Origin of the sequence: Vibrio sp. 10N.261.52.A1 (assembly GCF_002876325.1) — a bacterium.
GTDB lineage: Bacteria > Pseudomonadota > Gammaproteobacteria > Enterobacterales > Vibrionaceae > Vibrio > Vibrio chagasii.
Genome location: NZ_MCYD01000381.1, coordinates 1 through 16,547, shown reverse-complemented (window position 1 = coordinate 16,547; position 16,547 = coordinate 1). Strand labels below are relative to the sequence as shown.

18 protein-coding genes are annotated in these 16,547 nt (G+C 44.1%); 10 read left to right on the top strand and 8 right to left on the bottom strand.

The window, feature by feature from the left end:
• Position 1 precedes the first annotated feature (1 nt).
• The 3 genes from BCT81_RS04585 to BCT81_RS04575 are packed head-to-tail and all read left to right on the top strand — an operon-like array spanning position 2 to position 3,089.
• Positions 2-1,189: a hypothetical protein gene (locus BCT81_RS04585; protein ID WP_102423368.1), complete on the top strand. Its 1,188-nt coding sequence runs from the start codon at positions 2-4 to the stop codon at positions 1,187-1,189.
• A gap of 12 nt (positions 1,190-1,201) precedes the next feature.
• Positions 1,202-2,560 (top strand): TraB/VirB10 family protein, encoded by a 1,359-nt coding sequence (locus tag BCT81_RS04580; RefSeq protein ID WP_086715001.1) that lies wholly within the window; start codon positions 1,202-1,204, stop codon positions 2,558-2,560.
• A gap of 1 nt (position 2,561) precedes the next feature.
• Entirely contained in the window at positions 2,562-3,089 is a 528-nt protein-coding gene (locus tag BCT81_RS04575; RefSeq protein WP_102423367.1) for a hypothetical protein, read from the top strand.
• A gap of 56 nt (positions 3,090-3,145) precedes the next feature.
• Here BCT81_RS04575 and BCT81_RS04570 read toward each other — a convergent pair whose 3' ends face one another.
• Entirely contained in the window at positions 3,146-3,376 is a 231-nt protein-coding gene (locus tag BCT81_RS04570) for a hypothetical protein (protein WP_086714999.1), read from the bottom strand.
• 9 nt (positions 3,377-3,385) lie between these two features.
• Positions 3,386-3,928 carry a hypothetical protein gene (locus tag BCT81_RS04565; protein ID WP_102423366.1) on the bottom strand — a complete coding sequence of 181 codons (543 nt, stop codon included), beginning with the start codon at positions 3,926-3,928 and terminating at the stop codon, positions 3,386-3,388.
• Positions 3,929-4,321: 393 nt separating this feature from the next.
• Between BCT81_RS04565 and BCT81_RS04560 the strand changes: the two genes are divergently transcribed.
• The 3 genes from BCT81_RS04560 (at position 4,322) to BCT81_RS04550 (ending at position 6,736) form a co-directional block, all read left to right on the top strand.
• Positions 4,322-4,546 carry a hypothetical protein gene (locus tag BCT81_RS04560; protein ID WP_081230246.1) on the top strand — a complete coding sequence of 75 codons (225 nt, stop codon included), beginning with the start codon at positions 4,322-4,324 and terminating at the stop codon, positions 4,544-4,546.
• Between the two features lie 216 nt (positions 4,547-4,762).
• Positions 4,763-6,427: an ATP-binding protein gene (locus BCT81_RS04555; RefSeq protein ID WP_102423365.1), complete on the top strand. Its 1,665-nt coding sequence runs from the start codon at positions 4,763-4,765 to the stop codon at positions 6,425-6,427.
• A 60-nt stretch (positions 6,428-6,487) separates the two neighbouring features.
• The gene (locus BCT81_RS04550; protein WP_102423364.1) at positions 6,488-6,736 is read left to right on the top strand and encodes a hypothetical protein; all 249 of its coding nucleotides are present in this window, start codon (positions 6,488-6,490) and stop codon (positions 6,734-6,736) included.
• Positions 6,737-6,923: 187 nt separating this feature from the next.
• Here the strand turns inward: BCT81_RS04550 and BCT81_RS04545 are convergent, their stop codons facing one another.
• From BCT81_RS04545 to BCT81_RS04525, 6 genes are all read right to left on the bottom strand, one after another.
• The gene (locus BCT81_RS04545; RefSeq protein ID WP_102423363.1) at positions 6,924-8,054 is read right to left on the bottom strand and encodes a hypothetical protein; all 1,131 of its coding nucleotides are present in this window, start codon (positions 8,052-8,054) and stop codon (positions 6,924-6,926) included.
• A gap of 2 nt (positions 8,055-8,056) precedes the next feature.
• A complete protein-coding gene (locus BCT81_RS04540; RefSeq protein ID WP_102423362.1) occupies positions 8,057-9,316 on the bottom strand; it encodes a ParA family protein in 1,260 nt (419 codons plus the stop codon).
• A gap of 529 nt (positions 9,317-9,845) precedes the next feature.
• On the bottom strand, positions 9,846-10,001 hold the full coding sequence (locus BCT81_RS29115; protein WP_157938844.1) for a hypothetical protein: 156 nt from the start codon (positions 9,999-10,001) through the stop codon (positions 9,846-9,848).
• Between the two features lie 143 nt (positions 10,002-10,144).
• Positions 10,145-11,230: a hypothetical protein gene (locus tag BCT81_RS04535; protein WP_102423361.1), complete on the bottom strand. Its 1,086-nt coding sequence runs from the start codon at positions 11,228-11,230 to the stop codon at positions 10,145-10,147.
• The gene (locus tag BCT81_RS04530) at positions 11,230-12,261 is read right to left on the bottom strand and encodes a recombinase RecT (protein WP_102423360.1); all 1,032 of its coding nucleotides are present in this window, start codon (positions 12,259-12,261) and stop codon (positions 11,230-11,232) included. Before BCT81_RS04530 ends, BCT81_RS04535 begins: the two co-directional genes overlap by 1 nt.
• Before the next feature lie 15 nt (positions 12,262-12,276).
• On the bottom strand, positions 12,277-13,356 hold the full coding sequence (locus BCT81_RS04525) for a PD-(D/E)XK nuclease-like domain-containing protein (RefSeq protein WP_102423359.1): 1,080 nt from the start codon (positions 13,354-13,356) through the stop codon (positions 12,277-12,279).
• A gap of 206 nt (positions 13,357-13,562) precedes the next feature.
• Between BCT81_RS04525 and BCT81_RS04520 the strand changes: the two genes are divergently transcribed.
• The 4 genes from BCT81_RS04520 to BCT81_RS04505 all read left to right on the top strand — a co-directional run bounded on the left by BCT81_RS04520 (position 13,563) and on the right by BCT81_RS04505 (position 16,180).
• Positions 13,563-14,279: a hypothetical protein gene (locus BCT81_RS04520; protein WP_102423358.1), complete on the top strand. Its 717-nt coding sequence runs from the start codon at positions 13,563-13,565 to the stop codon at positions 14,277-14,279.
• Positions 14,280-14,377: 98 nt separating this feature from the next.
• Positions 14,378-15,082: a hypothetical protein gene (locus tag BCT81_RS04515; protein WP_102423357.1), complete on the top strand. Its 705-nt coding sequence runs from the start codon at positions 14,378-14,380 to the stop codon at positions 15,080-15,082.
• 4 nt (positions 15,083-15,086) lie between these two features.
• Positions 15,087-15,698, top strand: coding sequence for an LPP20 family lipoprotein (locus BCT81_RS04510; RefSeq protein WP_102423356.1), 612 nt, complete (start codon positions 15,087-15,089; stop codon positions 15,696-15,698).
• Positions 15,699-15,709: 11 nt separating this feature from the next.
• Positions 15,710-16,180: a metal-dependent hydrolase gene (locus BCT81_RS04505; protein WP_102423355.1), complete on the top strand. Its 471-nt coding sequence runs from the start codon at positions 15,710-15,712 to the stop codon at positions 16,178-16,180.
• The last annotated feature ends 367 nt before the right edge of the window (positions 16,181-16,547 follow it).

Below are 16,547 nucleotides of genomic sequence, written 5' to 3'. Positions count from 1 at the left end.
TATGAAAAATTCACATCAACTCGCTAGATATACGACCTTGCTTTGTGCCACGTTATCATTCGGTGCAATGGCAAACCAAAACGTCATCCCTATTGAACCTGTTGGCTCTAAAGTGGAGCGACAAACAACGCAACCAGAAAATAAAGCGGCTGTTGCGGCAATGGTTGACCAAGTAGTCAAATCTTTACCGACCGATAAGCAAGAGTCATTAAGTCAATTCACTCCAGTCAATGACCCAGCTGCGAAGCAGCCTATTGTCAGCACAAATTCCGTCGATGAATTTGGAAGAGTCACCCAATCAGACAAGAACGTGATTGTCGCAACACCACCAGCGGCCCAACAACCGAAACCTTCTCTGACTGCATTCGAACGTATGCAGCGACAAATGGCGAAAAAGTTTAAGCCGGTTCAGAAGTACAAACTACGCCCTTCAGACAATATTACGTTGCCTGCAGCAAAGTACATTCTCAACAGTATTCGCACCTCTTTCAAAGAAATTAACATTCGCAGTTCAGATCCCAATGTCGTCATGAAAGTAGATGGTAGTTTTATCTATTTCACATCTAACAACGACGCCCCTTTTAATATCATTATGTTCGAAAAAGGGGTGCCTGAAACCCAAGTTAACTTAACGATTTGGCCACTTGATGTCATGCCTGCAATGGTACAAGTCGATGTCCGATACAACAAAGCATTACAAGCAAAAGTGAACCGCGTATTGGCGTCCAAAAAACAGGATAAAATTGAGCAAGAAAAGCGCATTCAAGATATGGAATCTGAATTGGCCATTGCCAGTGATCCTGAAGTTAAGTCATCTGCATACGTCGAGGGCATCAACAAACTGTTTGCGCAAACGGCAGGAAAAGCAACACCTACCGGTTTTGACTTGCAGACCAACATTCCGCGAGACGCGTTACGTCCTTGCCGATTTGGAACATATGCAGAGACGAAACAACGTTTAATATCGTCTCGACGAATCGTGGACATTGTATTGGTTAAAAACGTTACGAATCGAAATGTGGTTTTGCGAGAGCAGGATTGCTGGGTAGATGATGACGTGATCGCAACGGGTATCTTAAACAAAGCGACCTTAAAGCCATCAGAAAAAACCGAAGTATACGTATTGCGCGACCGACTGTACTACCAACGTATGCATTCTCGCAATGAACGTCCATCACTTCTGGATTAATCGAGGTGAACCATGAAGATTAACTTTAAAGAACTTTGGGAAACCAACAAAAATTTCCGATATGGGGTGATTGGCGTCTGTATTGTTCCTGCCGCCTATGTAGCGATGCAATTTATTCATCCGGGCAAAATTCAACGACCGAACGCAGACGCGAATAAAATCGAAAAAGTGTTCATGCCTTCGAGCACACGTACCCAACTAGAGAGGGAAGACGTTGACGGAGTTCGTGACGCCTTAGTTGAAATTTCGGCTATCGATAAAAAGTCGTCGGCACGCAATGACAATTACCAGTACGACCAGTTAAAACAAGAGGTCGATGGTCTTCGTCAAAAAATGGCAGATCAAGATGCTGAGATCGCCGAATGGAAGTCAGGCAAACGCCAATTGGAAAGAACCAACTATGATCCGAACCAAATCCGACAAGGCCGCCAAGTCGTTGTAGATCGACACGGGAACGCAACGGAAATCACTGTCGACGCTAATGGCGTGCCGAACCAACAAGTGAGCCAGTTGCGCAGTTCCCCTCCCCCAGCGCTTGCAGGCATTCGAAGCGTCGATGAAGGGAATGATGCGATTTTGTTGCAAGACGGGCGTGTAAAAACCTTAGTAGAAGCGAACCAACTGGTCGATGAAGATGAAATGTCAGAGGCGCAAAAACGTGAGGCATTGAATCAGAAAGAAATGGAGTTGGCTGCTGCCTTGAAGAACTATCAGCAAAAACCTGAGCAAAAAGGGTATTCAATTTCATTGCCAACCACCAGCCTTGTAACCGGCACTTTGCTATCAGGCATGCAAGCTCCAACCAGTATTGGTTCAGCGAGAGAGCCCCTTCCGGCGGTCATGCGAATCAAGACAGATGCACTATTGCCAAATGGTTATCGTGCTGACCTAAGAGACTGTCAGGCACTATTATCCGGCATTGGTCAATTGTCAGACCGCAGAGCCTACATGAGACTAGAAAAAGTGGTCTGCATCGATGAGGACGGACTCACTGCAGAAGCAGCGGCGCAAGGCTTTGCTACTGGCTCTGACGGTCAGGCAGGGATTCCAGGCACGTTAGTTGCTCGAAATGGTGAAGTATTGAAAGGGTCCATGTGGGCGGGTTTCTTTTCTGGACTGGCACAAGGTATTGCCCCATCAAGGGTGCCGGGTGTCGACATCAACTCTGACGGAACAGGCTTTCAAACACCCGATCTAGGCACACTAGGCACCTCGGCAGTACTCCAAGGTGGCGCCTCATCTTTGGACCGCATTTCGGAATACTACGTAAAAATGTTGGAAGAAATCTGGCCAACCGTTGACGTACCAGCAATGCAAGAAGTGACCTTCCTACTTCAAGCCCCTTTAAAACTGACGTTTAAGGAGATCTAATATGGCCACTGGTGATAATGAAAAGAAAAATGACCAACCAACTGAGGCGTCGAATTCCAGTCAGGAGCTTGAACAACTCATTGAGAAGGCATCAAAACCTACAATGCCCGACGAACCTAAAGGCGACGAAGAACCGACCGTGATTGAAGCAACGCCAACGCAAACGCAAACGGAAACGGAAAGTAAGACGTCAAATCTATTCCCGAAGATCATCGTAGTGTGGTTAATGGTCCTATCAGGGGTAATGGCTTATGCCATGATGGTGATCGACAAACAAAGTGAAACGTCATTGAGCCAACACCCCATTGTGTTTTACCCGTTTGGTAAAGCGTTTTCGGCTCTTAAATCTCAGGGTTATGATTTTGCTGCTATAGAAAAATATAACAACAACATGATCCAGATATTGAACTCTGAAGGGAAAGTGGTGCTACCTGCAGCTAGTGTGCATGGTCAGTTACCAGATTCTCTTGTTGTTAAGCTAATGTCCGTCGATGAAATGAACAGGCTGGCTTCGCAACAATCGGAGTAACAAAACCAATAAAACTAGCAAACAACACAGCTTGGCCACTTTAACAGTGGCCTTTTTTAATGCACTCCACTCGCGGCATCCATCGCACTCAAACAGATCGTGTCATACTTCGTCTTCATCACATTGACTTTGGTTTCTGCTCGAACCGCTCTGTTGTATGAGGCCAACACCTCTTCGCTAGAGTCTTTCACCAACGCCAAGATCGCTTTTTTCTGAGTCTCTGTTAAGTCGGTGGCCAGCAACGCGTCGATGCTTTCATCTATACGATCAAAATACTGAGCTAACATACTTCCCTCCTAATTAATTTCATTTTGAATATTCAATAGCAAGTGACGACAAGCATTGTCTCTAAAGCGAACGTAGTCCACGGGAGAACCAATACCATGTCTAAGCGCATCTAATGTTTCCCGAAGGACGACGACTGGCATGTCAGGGTTTCGGCACTGTAGTCCATAAAAGTCGAACTCAAAAACCGTCATGTTTGCTTCGTCGATCTGATAGCGCCTTGAGATATCTTCAATACGTGTAAATAGGCCATAGGCATCGATATAGATCGTTTGCCCTTCAATATCGAAAGCATTGAGGTAATGAAGGTCAACGCCATACTCAGACAGAATCACACCTCGAATCGGGAACCGGCTACGTTCTCCAGCCACAATCAAACCCTCGCACAAGACATAACATTTTGAATGAGCGAACTCGTCAATAAATTCAGTGGTGACTGGGCTTGGCTGCTCACACAGATATTGGATGTCACTGAGAGACAATGAACGCATCACATCAATCAGCTCACGACATCCATGGCTATGCCACTTTACCCGCTTTACCTCATTCTCCATTGTTGCTCCCCGGCTATTCGTTGAATTCAATATACGACGTTTCCCATACCTGGCCTAGCAATCTCCCCCCACTTAGTACGTAACCCACTGAACGAGTGCTCGAAACATGTATTTTGGATTCGTTAATTGCCATTTATTTCAGCCCCATACGCTAGATTGATACGGTTCAACCCGAAAACATCATCACTAGTATTAGTGATCGTTTTCTCCAAGCTGGAGAGCTTCCAATTCTCCCATGCTATGCATGTCCCTTACTGTCAATGCACTTTGACACCAACAAGAGTTACCCACTCGCATTACTACCCGTAATTAACCCCAATCAACGGTTCAACACACACACCCTTGGGTGTTTTTTGTGTACCTGCGATATCACCTACCCGTGAGGAACTATCCATGAAATTAAGCACTTTGTTCACCATATTATTTGGTTTAGCGACGGTTTATTTCTGTATTCACCCTGTTCTTGTTGTTCGTGGCACAGAGTTCCCTTCTGCATTCCATGATGTGGTCGAATTCTGTAAAACATGGCGTCATGTTTTGTTGATCACCCTACTCTCTTGGGCTTCAGCAGGCATTACCCTTTGGCTAACGTTTACTATTCACAAACACAGAGTCTAACCCCCTGTTAGCACCTGGTACTTCCACCAGCAACTAACCAACCTCATTGTCCAACAATGACAACGAACCTCATCCACCGGATGAACCTTCCCGGTCAAATGCTCCTTCAGACATTGATGTCTCGTTGAACGCACTTGTAACCGGCTCGTAACCCCTTGTGTTGTGCTCACCAGTACTTCGCAGATTCATTACCTACCCTATATCGAGGATAAGACTATGACTAACTCAAACAAATCAGTTCAAATCAAAATTAACGAATCCAATTTTCTCGCGAACCTTGGTGCCATTTTTTCCAACACCGGAAAAGTGATCAATGAATTGATTCAGAACGCCTCTCGCGCCAACGCCACAACCATTACCTTCACGACTTCAGTAGAAAATGGCCGTGCGAACTTAACGGTACTGGACGATGGTTCAGGTATCACTGACATGCAAAAGCTTCTGTCGGTTGCAGAATCAGGTTGGTCAAGCGATGTGGCTAAATGCAACCCATATGGTATGGGCTTTTTAAGCACTTTGTTTGCGTGCGAACACATCACAATTCAAAGTCAGCATCAAAGGCTCTCAGCAAGTACTGAAGACATCGTTTCAGGTCAATCTATCGAAATCGAAGATAGCCTACGCGGTAAAGGTACATTGATTCAAATGGAAGGCATTTCCGACGCTTTATTTGGCTATTTAACTTCTAGCAAATATGACCGTGAGGTTGATCGAATTGGTGAAGGCTATGAAATTGACGTCGTTCTAAATGGAGTTCTGATGTTTAAACATCACTCAAGAATGACTTTAGAAAGTTCGACCCAATACATCGAGCACAAATTCGAATACGGGAGTATCTATTTTGACACTAAACACAACGGTTTATCTTGGCTGGCATACCTGCAAGGCGCACTGATTTCTAGCACCAATGCGGTCACCAGTTCAAACCAGTTAAACCCTCATCATATCGTTCACTTGAACGACGATGTAAAAGCAAGAATGCCTGATCGAGCTGAATTGTTAGATGCAGAAACTGTCAAGCAATCAATTCTAACGAGTGTTCAAACCCTGATGATGCAGTTCCTCCAAAAAGAACTGAAACGTCTTGGCCAGTCGTTTGCGTTCGACCGTTTACTATGGAGAAAAGCCGTTAACTATGCCCCTCAAGTTCTCAACACCGTTGACTATTTAACGAAGCGAGAGATTGGGGAAAGCAAAAGTTACGAGCTCGGACTCGCTGGATATGATGGCGTAGAACATAGCCAACTTAAACAGCCGATGTCTCGCGCTGAAGTGGAATCATCTTTACTCTTTGCGCTCCCGGAGCATGATAGTGAAGGCGAAACCATCAACATCAACTACCTGATGTATTTAGAAAATGTGTTGTTTGTCGACGTGAGGGGCTTGCATGCAGACCATTGGATCCACCAGTGTGAAATCCGTGAAGTGAGTGAACTCGATGTCAGTATCGAATTGGTTAACCCTACTTCGGTGGCCACACTCAATGGCAAGTATTCAATACCTATCGTTCTGTGCGACCAATACACTCTGAAAGGTGAATATGGACAGGTAGTAATAGAAACGGATGCCGTAGTTGTGTCAGGTGATGAATTTGATTATGGAACGTTGATTATTCCAGAAAAAGAAGATTTATCGACCGCACTAGGGATCTATGCCGATTACGATGATGAATGGGGATGTTTTTGTGAAAGTGACAAAGACCACGACAATTATCTGCTTGAGAAGTTGTACAGCAACCTCAGAGCGTCAAGCCCTGAAGTGTTGATTGAAAAAGTGCTTGATGAAGCGTTCAGGGACTCTGGCATGAAGCAAAACCTCAACAATCTGAAGTTCACTGTTTCGTTTTCAGGAACTGACATTATTGTTTCAGAAAACAAATGATCGCACTAAACCCTCTACTCAAGCTTACTGCCAGTAGAACAACTCACTATGGAGTCATAAATGGACACAGTAAATGACACATTCACCGACTACATCATCGACCACTCTTTTGAAATCGGTCGAGGATACGGTCCTGACTGTCAAGTTGAGATGCTGCATCAGATATTGCATACACTTGGACCTGCTTTAGATACACACAAGCTGGTGAAAATTCTAGAAGGTAATAAGTTCATGAGCTACTTACGTTCAGAGGATGAAGAACAAAGACAGTTCATTCTCGGGCAACTGAAAGAGACGCTTACGAAATAATCACCTCACACTAACGACAAAGCTCCCATATGGGAGCTTTTTTTTTGGTTCGACAATAGACCGCAGGGAAAGTCAGTATCGTGTTATAGCAAGGGCTTTTATTACATGGCTGCTTGACCACCAGCATCAAAAGATAATTATGACACTGAGTTTATAGTAGGACGCGTCCTACTACCCAAAAACCGCCCTAACCAAACAAAGTTTTGCTGAACTCTTCTAATTGAGCAATCTGCTCAGGCGTTGCATTGTTCAGTTCAATTTTCGACTTTGTTTTACTCACGACTTGGAATGATACCGATACCTTCCCATTCTTTGCCCACGATTGAGGTTCCTTATTAATGCCTCCCGATTTAGGAGAAACAGGACTCCAGTCTTTCAACCGTGCAATGAGCTCTTTGTTCACTTCCTCTGCATTCATGGCTTCGAATTCTGAGCGGTTTTCGTCAATCCATCTCGTGAAGGCACTTTGCGTCACTTCACTCTCTGAAATTGTACCGACCAGCTTACGAATGAACTTCGCATCGCGGCTACTAAAGGCATAATTGGAAAACAAGCTCTTAAGATTGTCCGGCATCGAGTAGATAGCGAGGGAGAGTGAGATGTCTGATTTTTCGTATAGACGTTCTTTCTCTAATTTGTACGCCGACCAATCATTCACTTCCATCAAACGAGAATAGAGCTTACCCTTTTCGTAGTAATTGAAAGACGTTTTGATGTCAGACGACGCCACCAGCCAGGTAATGGTTTCAGGTGTTGGGATTTGATCTAATATTTCAAAGTCCAGCCCCACTTTTTTATCCATGGCAATATCAGTACGACATGAGCCATCCACGACATAGATCAGGCCATCTTCACCTTGGTATGCAAGGACAGGTGAAATTTGCATACCGAACTCGATTTCATCACTCATCTTGTTGAGTTGAATCGTATTGCGGCTCGACTGTTCACGAACGTTGTCCACGTCAATTCTAACCAAAGTCATAATCTCATCGTATGACAAGGTACGTTGGATAGCACGGTAGCTTGTACCATCAATGGACTTAATCTCACGACCTGTTTGCGTAAAGTCCAGCTTCTTAGTCTCAGTTAAAAACTCTTGAAGACTAATGCCGCCCTCCTTTAGCGAAGCTTCAATGGAAGCCAACTTCCCCTGTGCTAAGGTCATAGTGGTTTCGCGCTCATTACCACCCATGAAGGCTTGGGGCTTGCGTTGTGAACTCGACACACTCTCCACTTCAGGTTCAGTGATTGAAGGTGATTCTTGTGCGGCCTTAGCAGCGTTAGCTGCAGCGATTTTCTTTAGACGGTTATTGGCCATGATTATTGCTCCTCACCTTTGTCCTGTTGTTTCCAAACGTCCGTTATCAGCTTATGAATGTCGGCCACGACTTCTTTACAGTTCGCCTGTGCCGCTTCTAACGCTTTGCCTTTCTTACTGTCCATTGACCTAGAGAATTCGAAAACACTGCTATGCTCAGACGCACAACGTTTTACAGCTTCACTGTGTTTCATTTTGGTCGACAACACTGCATCACCAAACTGACTGACTAGAGCATTGAAAATGTCCAGTTCCGAGTCACTGCCCTTCCAATTGGAAATGACAATCTTCGCAAAATCGTAGCCTTGATGACCTTTAGCAATGAAGTTACCAATGATGCTATCCAGATATTGAAAGTAGGCGCAGGTCGCATCGGTATCATTATGTTCAGCCTTACACGGAATCAACACGCTAGTCGCAGCGAAGTAGCTGTTCAACGTAGCAAAGCCCAATGAAGGCGGCGTATCAATTAGGATAATGTCAAACTCACCGTCGAGAGCATCTAAGATGTTTTTCAAACGGGTTGTAGGGTCAACGTTCTGTCCCGCTAATTGGTTACTGGCACTCAAAGATTCCGAGTCTCTATCGGACTGAGACGCAGGGATGATTTTCAGATTGGGGATGAGCGTATCTGAAACGGCGTTACGTACCTCTTCCTGAAACGTGTCTGTATTTGGATCAAGTGCCATCAAGTCGCCAATGCTGGTGCGAGCGTCTGAAATATACTTAGCACCATTTCGCTCAATGTGTTTGGTTTCGTGTTTATGAACTGGAGGGTAGAAACTCGTCAGGGTTGACTGACCATCCATATCAATAAGACAGATCTTGTAACCAACATGATAGTTAATCGACAAACCTGTCGCTATTGCATTGGCCAGTGACGTTTTAGATACCCCGCCCTTTTGGTTTTGAACGGCAATGATCTGCGTCTTTTGTTTCGCTGTTCTTTGGAATGGTTTGTGTCTTTTCTTAAGAACGGTGGTATTCGGCATGTTATCGCGGATCAAGTACAGCTCTTCAAGAGTCAGGTAGTACTGAATACCAACCTCAGCATAGCGTTTAGGATCGATACCTAACGCTTTCGTTAAATCGGTCAATACCTTTTGAGAACATTCGAGGTACTTCAATGCCTCAGCTTGTGTGAATGAACGAGGTTGCTTTTCATTTGTTTCGCGGCGCAATTCCAAGAATTTAGCACCTCCGTCCCCAAGTTCGTCAACTAATTCAAGCGTCTTGAGCTGTTTCTCTGTCATTGTTCCCATAGCAATATCCACCAGTGGCCTGTTTGAAAGCTAGTATGAACCAATATTAAAGGTAAGAAAAGATATAATAAGTCAATTTTGGATAAATTCATTAAAATTCGACTTACGATACAGTTTTAAACTAATGATGTACTTTTCTGCAAAAGATAGGGGAACGATAGAGAAAAAAATAAACACAACAAAAACAACAACTTAAAATAGTAGGACGCGTCCTACTATTGTATTTATCGGCCATATTGTGCAATTCATAAACGGGCGTGAGTGAGAAGTAATGGGTTTGAAGCCACCACTAACATCCAAAAAGTCAGCTCTGCGATACATAAACGCGGGAACTGACTGAATGTTAGGCTTCAATGTATGAGAAAGAAATTTTGTTGTAGTAGTGACCAAACAGGTGTGTTGAGAATGTGGAAATGCCAACAAGATGAAAGCAAACCAGAATGAAGCTAGTCACACCAAACAATCAAAATCTCTTACTATTCTGTCATGATGACAGATTAGAACACGGGTGAAATGCCGGAGATATACTCTACGACACTTGCTCCATTAGGTATTCAAAAGCGGTTTCTACCTGTGCTTCTGTCATCGAATCAAATTCAAAGCGTTCGATCGATTCAATTAACTGACTGGGTACAGGTTGTGTGTCGTGATCAGAGTGAGTGCTCGGCACTTTAGTTGTATTCATGTATCTATCACCTTCTTGTCTTTGATGAGTAGATACTAAATCAACAAAACACCCCCTCCCCCCATATTGGCGTTAGGTAGGCATAAACAGGAGCCGAGAATAGAAAACGGGGGGAGATTGGCTTTGAGGTGCAGCACCGAATCTTAAATTGTCGCCTCTAGCTGGCTTGAGGAGGACTCTTCATCGAGACAACTAGAGTGGAATTGATAGCTAAAGACTTTCACTAATTCTTGCTCACGAAAACTCGCCACAACAGCAATTTGGTAACCCATCGTAAAGAAGTCGTCATAAGAATAAGGGATCTGTGTTAATCGCTCACCGGTATCAGTAAAGCCAAGTACCCATGTATTGGTGCTTGAATCGAAATCAATGATGGTCAGTAGAATTGAGCGTCTTGCATCGAATCGATACACAGAATTGGTGGCCATGGAAAAGGCAAACCCAAATTCATCGTCCATAGTAGGTTCAACGGGGACACGAGCATCAGCAAACACCTTACAGGCAGACAGCTGACTAAGGAGAGCTTCAGAACTGCCTTCTACTTTATTGAAGAAACCAGATATCGCTCCGAGGCAAGTATACCCGCGTTTATTCGCCATCTTTGCAAGACCAGGTAAATCAGATTGAGCTTCACTGTCAATCAGAATCGCAATTTCTGTCTTCACCACCGTTTTTCGCCATATCGGTACTAACGACATCCAATGGCTCATAGGAAGACCGGTATACCCTTGTTCAGTTTTCAACGTTGCAAAATATCCAGAATCCACAGGGTAAATGGTCAGAACAGCTAGGGTAAAATTACTTGTGCCAGAGGTAGGAAAAAAACTGCAATCTGAATTGAAACATGTCGTGGAGTCAACAGAGAGGATGTCGTTATCTATCCAAGACATTGACGCCTCGGGAACTCGAAAACGGACCAGTACATCTCTTTCACGCACTGCCTTATATTCCTTGGGAAGACCTAACATAGACATATGTGGCAAGTTAATGTCATCAGGATGTGTTTGCAAACTCTTCACGACTTGCTGGTGGATATACACATCGGCCTGCTCTTGAGTACACTCAACTTCTTTGACAGAGCCGGTATCGCTGCGCTTAGTTTTGTAGATCAGTTTTTTGGAGCGACCACTCACTACAGAATGAGTGAGGAACACATTCTTCTTCCCTTGCGTGATGATATTCGCAGTAGGCAGTCGCTCAGGTTCGTTGTAAGTTTCAGTGTTCGTCATTAGTGCCCCCACCCGCCCATAAAGCCATCAGAACCAAGAGTGGTTGGCGATGGGTTATCAGTTGACGGTTGTTCCGTTGCATCTTGAACCGGAGGAATAAATTCCATTTTTGGTCCATCAGTGGAACCTGCACGCTTAATAAAATCAGCAGCAGACTCACCTGTGTGTGAAACTACCTTCGAAGTACACACAGTATTGGTGTTCTTGATTGGCTGTCCAAAGGTGTTAACAGGAACGTTGTTTTGGTTTGAACTTAATAATTGCTTCTCTTTCTTTCCACGAGCGATCTCGTGGTCCATGGTGGATTTCATGTTCGTCCACATATTATCTTCTACGCTCATTAGCGTTTTAATACGACTGCGGTAATGAGGCTTATCGAAACCGAGTTGATTGAACAACAAGCGCATCATTCTACGAATTGCAGATTTCTTACGCATCTGACCAACAAATGCAGTATTCCAAACCGACTGGTTAGAACTGAAACTCATAGCCGCCATAAGCTCTATCTCATCCAACTCTTCACGGGATAGTGCTTCACAATAAACATGCCCTCCCAGTGTCTCCCCAACAGCATAAGCACATAGTAAGTCCCCACTTGCATAGGCACCTTGAGAAGTATGCTGAGGCAGTGAACGAGAGCCATGATAGACAAATTGGTCATTGCTAAAAACTTGATCCGCTGTAACTTGCGCCATTTCACCTGACTCGAACGCTAAGTGAATCAGTCCGTGGTATGTCGGCATGAATTCCAACACGAAGAAATTCGATACATAATCGTGACGATACAAAAAGGTGCCGTGATTCAAGCCTTCCTCAACAGACAAACCAATGGTCGCTTGGTTCAGTATGCTCCAATACACTGAGTTCGCATCCATATTAGAGGTAATCGACTCACCAAAGCTTTCCAGAATGTATGCGACATATTCCAGCTCTAAGTCTGTATCAAGACCCGATTGGTTCTCAGCAACGATAGTCGAAAATTGAGGACGTGCAGCCTCGACTGCTTGTAATACTAGTGATTGATTAGTCATGATAGCGCCCTCCAATTAACGGCAGTACTTCGGAATAGTGATAGAAGTGATTCCTGATAGATTCACGCGTTTTGTCCATACGCCTGTAGAAAGGCAAGTCGCCAATGTATGTAGCCCATCTTTGAACTTAATCATCGATTCTTCCTTTCTTTGTAAGTCATAGACTTCACATAAATCAGCATCGACATACTCAATGCATGCAAACAAGAAGGCACCCAAGTTCACCTCAAGCAAGCTTGCTACGTAGGTATAGAACGCTTCTTGAATGTGATATCCCAAGTTACCCGCTTGCTTGGCAAACGCATCAGGGTCCGTACTCGCAGTTGTTTTTACATCAACGGCAATACAGTCGAAGCGTAGCCAGTCAAAGCGACACTTAAGCCACAGACCAGTTTCTGGGCAGCGAGCGATAAAGGAGATCTCTGGTAACCCGTCTTGAATCAATGCATCTGCATCAACATTATCTCGACATGTTTCGTGTACGCGGTGTGCATCGTCCCAGACAATGGCATCAATCGCTTTTTTACCTTTATGGATAGTCTTATTGTTGTGCTCTTCTAAAACCGTATCCCAAAATTGCAGGGTCGGTTCTACTGCCAATAACTCTTTCATCAAACGCTCTTTATTAGCGCTTTTTGGCACATTAGGGATGTTAAGCTTCTCAACAAGCGCTTGCATTTCTGCGACCGTTCTAAGGGCATTTGGGTAATCAGCTGGCACAATATCGCGGTAATACCGGTCATAGAACCCATGAGGCTCTAGGACCAACTCATGACCATAGGTGCCTGCATCAAAGGTGCGTTGCAGCGACTTCGACACGGTTCTACCACGGTCAATATCGCTTATGTATTTTCTGTAAAAGTGGGCAGGGGATTTCTTTACAAGCAGCTTCAACTGAGATGAAGAATACGCGGGTAGGGCATGGTAAACCTCGTTCTCCATACCAATGTAAATCCCCTCGATGAGCTCATCTTTTTCGTCGAGCCAGCTCGGGGACCCATCTTTGTTGTATGCCTTAAGCACATCACAAGTACTACCATCAAATTTGAATGGAGTAACCGAATCTCTTAGCGAGCTAATCATTTCAGTAATCATAATATGCCTTATTAAACTTGTTTGTGATGTTATGAATATACATCACGAAATCCGTTTTTTAGTAGTAATCTCCCCCCACTTTGAAAATTAGCGATTTCACCTTGAGCCCTTATATATCAATGTCTTTGAAAGAAATCCTAACTGTCTAAACCAGTCCAAAATCGGTGTATAACCAATGATGACAGAATCAAAAATGGACAACGAAAATGCTAGGTATGAACTATGTAATTCCATACGCCAAACACAGAACAAATACTGGCAGTGGCGCAGGTGTTCCGTTGATATTGAAATCGAAAGGGCTCGCAAATGGTGAAGGACTTTATGGTGATTGCTTTAACTTGCCGATACAGCAAGGCGGGGTGTGGTTGAAAGAAGCCGAAATGGAATCAATGCTCACGAGCACGCTGGTGGAGCTCGGTAAGATACCGAAGAAATTTATAATCACCCGGTTGAACTTAGGACCAAAGGCTGTTCCTGATGAGTTGTTTCTCAATATCTTTGCGAGACATTCTCTGCCCTCAAATGTGAAGCTCAATGGTGTTTGGGCAAGAACGCTTATCCCCGAGTCGCCGTTTGTACTTTCTGTTATCGACCTGCGTGGCCAGAAGTGTGAATTATCCGTGACGGAAAAAGTCAGCCTGCTGCTGGGCAATGTATCCGGAGAAGTCGCGATACTGTCAGACTCCCCTTATACGACCTTTCCAAAGTGCCAATATCAAGCCAAGATGCTGAAAGCGGATTATGACAATGATGGCCGTGTAGCTGGGCGGCTATTGAATTTTGAACAGCTACAGCTTTCTAATGCGGCTGCGCTTTTGATCGATGAATCTACGAAACCAGAAAGACTTCAACAAGTGCTCCATTGGTGTGAGTTGTATCAAATAAAGGTCCGAAAGATAGACGCACGGCACGGTCAACAATAAATATTGTCAATTAACGCCCGAAAATTGGCTCTTTAATTGAAAACATCGTTTGAGGGAAACGTTACCTTATTACCGTCTTTACGTTTATTGGTAACTCTATGATCCACTTCCTAACTATTGCTGCCGCCATTTGGGTACTTAAGTATCTGATGGAGCGCTTCCAAAAGAGCAGAGTACTCGTGTTTATCACGGGAATAGTTGGTGTACCTTTACATGAACTCGGACATTACCTGATGTGCAAATTGGTTGGGTTTAAGGTAACCGAAGTGAAACTGTTTCAAATGCCGACTCAAGATAATCCCGTGCTCGGCTACGTAAATTACGAATACCCAATGACCATCTCCGGTTCAATTCGAAAAGTAATAGTCAGTATTGGCCCAATTTTCACAGGCATCGTCGCACTGTATTTCCTCTCACCACAAGTGACACCGTATCTTTTTAATAACAACACAATTGACCTAACGTTGTTCATGAATAAAGCAGGGTGGCAACAGTGGTTTCTCATCTGGGTTTTATCTTCAGTAACACTGCACATGCTTCCATCTCTCACTGACATCAAAATCGCAATGGCTGGCTCACTGTGGATTGGGGTGTTTACTTATGTCGGCTTAATCTACGCAGCTTCACACACAACAACCGTTCTAAGCAGCGTCAATATCTATCTGGAAGAAATGGCAGGTTTGATGAGTGTTGGGGCAATCATCGCAACAGTCCCAGTCGCTATAACGCTACTTCAATTTATTTTCTCAACTATGAGTTCGCGTATGTATAACAAAAGCGTTAATTCATTAAAAAGAGACTAGACCAATGAAAATGACTCAAAAGAAAACATTAGCTGCGTTCATGATTTCAATCATGGCAGTCGGTTGTGCATCTAACGACATGACCAAATTGGAAGTAGAAAAGGCGAAGCATGACGCAACGGTTGACCGTGTGGATGAGACGCTGAGTAACATTCCTTCTTGGTACATGAAACCACCGAAGTCTAACGGTGAAGGCTTTTTTGCAGCCGGAACAGGAATGAGTTCTGACTTAGACATGGCGGTAACTAAAGCGAAGATTAACGCTGAGTTTGAATTGGCCAAGAAATATCGCCAAATCGTATCGGGCAGTGAACGTGCGTACACATCAGAAACAACCAATTCAGCGACCACGGAAAGCAAAGTCGTATCGTTGACCGAAAAGACAATCGATAAGCTGGTGGCGAACGCACAGCTCTCTGACTATGACGTAACGGATACAGAAATTATCCGTGAAGGTACTCAGTACCGCGTCTACTTATTGTCATTCATGCCATACGATTCGAACAATGATGGCAATGATGACTTATTCCGTGACGTTCAAGCAGCAAGCGACATTGCTTTTAAAGACTTAGAGCGTCGTGTAGATAAGGCTACAAACGGCAACGCTGTTGAGTAGGGTGGTGCCGTGTGAAGGCTATCAATCATCAAATAACAACAGCAAGCGCCTATTACATCTGCATGAATACCATGCAAGACACATTCTATTGGATGTCATTTGCAGGTATGGGTTTCGCGATGTTAGGAGCATTACTGCCTGACATTGACACCAGACATAGCAGGGTAGGGCGCATTGTTCCGTTTTTGAGTATACCGATTGAAGGCATTCTCGGGCATCGAGGAGCGCTACATAGTTTACTTGCCGCGTTCGGGCTTTGGTTCTTATGTGCGACGTATGAGTTTCCTTGGGCATACTCGCTGACATTTGGCTATATAGGTCACCTGGTGGGAGATGCTTGTACCAAATCAGGCGTCAATTTCTTTTGGCCGATCACTACTCGGTATCGAGTGCCGCTGACGCCAGCAAGTAACGGCTTCTTTGAGGCGGTAACGACTGTTAGTTTTTTTTGTATAGCGATGTACATCGGAGTACAAAATTAAAGTGGTGAAGATTCGATCAATTTCAATTTGTTTGACCTAATAGTCAAGGCAAACAGTCATATCAATTTCAATTTGGTTGACCTAATAGTCAAGGCGAACAGTCATATCAATTTCATTTTGGTTGACCTAATAGTCAAGGCGAACAGTCATATCAATTTCATTTTGGTTGACCTTGCAGTCAGGGAGAACAGTCATAGATGGTTGAACCACAAAAGAACAACTGGTAAACACAAAACTGTTGAACACATGTTTCTATCTAACTGAAAAGAAATGGGGGAGACGCTTATATCGGTATGGATATCAGATTTAAGTTGAGTACGATTCATATCTGTATCAACTGAAGACTTCGTATAGTCACGCTGTACAG

Bases quoted from the DNA above. Each gene is read 5' to 3' on its own strand.
- BCT81_RS04585 (WP_102423368.1), top strand. From the start codon at position 2: ATGAAAAATTCACATCAACTCGCTAGATATACGACCTTGCTTTGTGCC.
- BCT81_RS04580 (WP_086715001.1), top strand. From the start codon at position 1,202: ATGAAGATTAACTTTAAAGAACTTTGGGAAACCAACAAAAATTTCCGA.
- BCT81_RS04575 (WP_102423367.1), top strand. From the start codon at position 2,562: ATGGCCACTGGTGATAATGAAAAGAAAAATGACCAACCAACTGAGGCG.
- BCT81_RS04570 (WP_086714999.1), bottom strand. From the start codon at position 3,376: ATGTTAGCTCAGTATTTTGATCGTATAGATGAAAGCATCGACGCGTTG.
- BCT81_RS04565 (WP_102423366.1), bottom strand. From the start codon at position 3,928: ATGGAGAATGAGGTAAAGCGGGTAAAGTGGCATAGCCATGGATGTCGT.
- BCT81_RS04560 (WP_081230246.1), top strand. From the start codon at position 4,322: ATGAAATTAAGCACTTTGTTCACCATATTATTTGGTTTAGCGACGGTT.
- BCT81_RS04555 (WP_102423365.1), top strand. From the start codon at position 4,763: ATGACTAACTCAAACAAATCAGTTCAAATCAAAATTAACGAATCCAAT.
- BCT81_RS04550 (WP_102423364.1), top strand. From the start codon at position 6,488: ATGGACACAGTAAATGACACATTCACCGACTACATCATCGACCACTCT.
- BCT81_RS04545 (WP_102423363.1), bottom strand. From the start codon at position 8,054: ATGGCCAATAACCGTCTAAAGAAAATCGCTGCAGCTAACGCTGCTAAG.
- BCT81_RS04540 (WP_102423362.1), bottom strand. From the start codon at position 9,316: ATGGGAACAATGACAGAGAAACAGCTCAAGACGCTTGAATTAGTTGAC.
- BCT81_RS29115 (WP_157938844.1), bottom strand. From the start codon at position 10,001: ATGAATACAACTAAAGTGCCGAGCACTCACTCTGATCACGACACACAA.
- BCT81_RS04535 (WP_102423361.1), bottom strand. From the start codon at position 11,230: ATGACGAACACTGAAACTTACAACGAACCTGAGCGACTGCCTACTGCG.
- BCT81_RS04530 (WP_102423360.1), bottom strand. From the start codon at position 12,261: ATGACTAATCAATCACTAGTATTACAAGCAGTCGAGGCTGCACGTCCT.
- BCT81_RS04525 (WP_102423359.1), bottom strand. From the start codon at position 13,356: ATGATTACTGAAATGATTAGCTCGCTAAGAGATTCGGTTACTCCATTC.
- BCT81_RS04520 (WP_102423358.1), top strand. From the start codon at position 13,563: ATGCTAGGTATGAACTATGTAATTCCATACGCCAAACACAGAACAAAT.
- BCT81_RS04515 (WP_102423357.1), top strand. From the start codon at position 14,378: ATGATCCACTTCCTAACTATTGCTGCCGCCATTTGGGTACTTAAGTAT.
- BCT81_RS04510 (WP_102423356.1), top strand. From the start codon at position 15,087: ATGAAAATGACTCAAAAGAAAACATTAGCTGCGTTCATGATTTCAATC.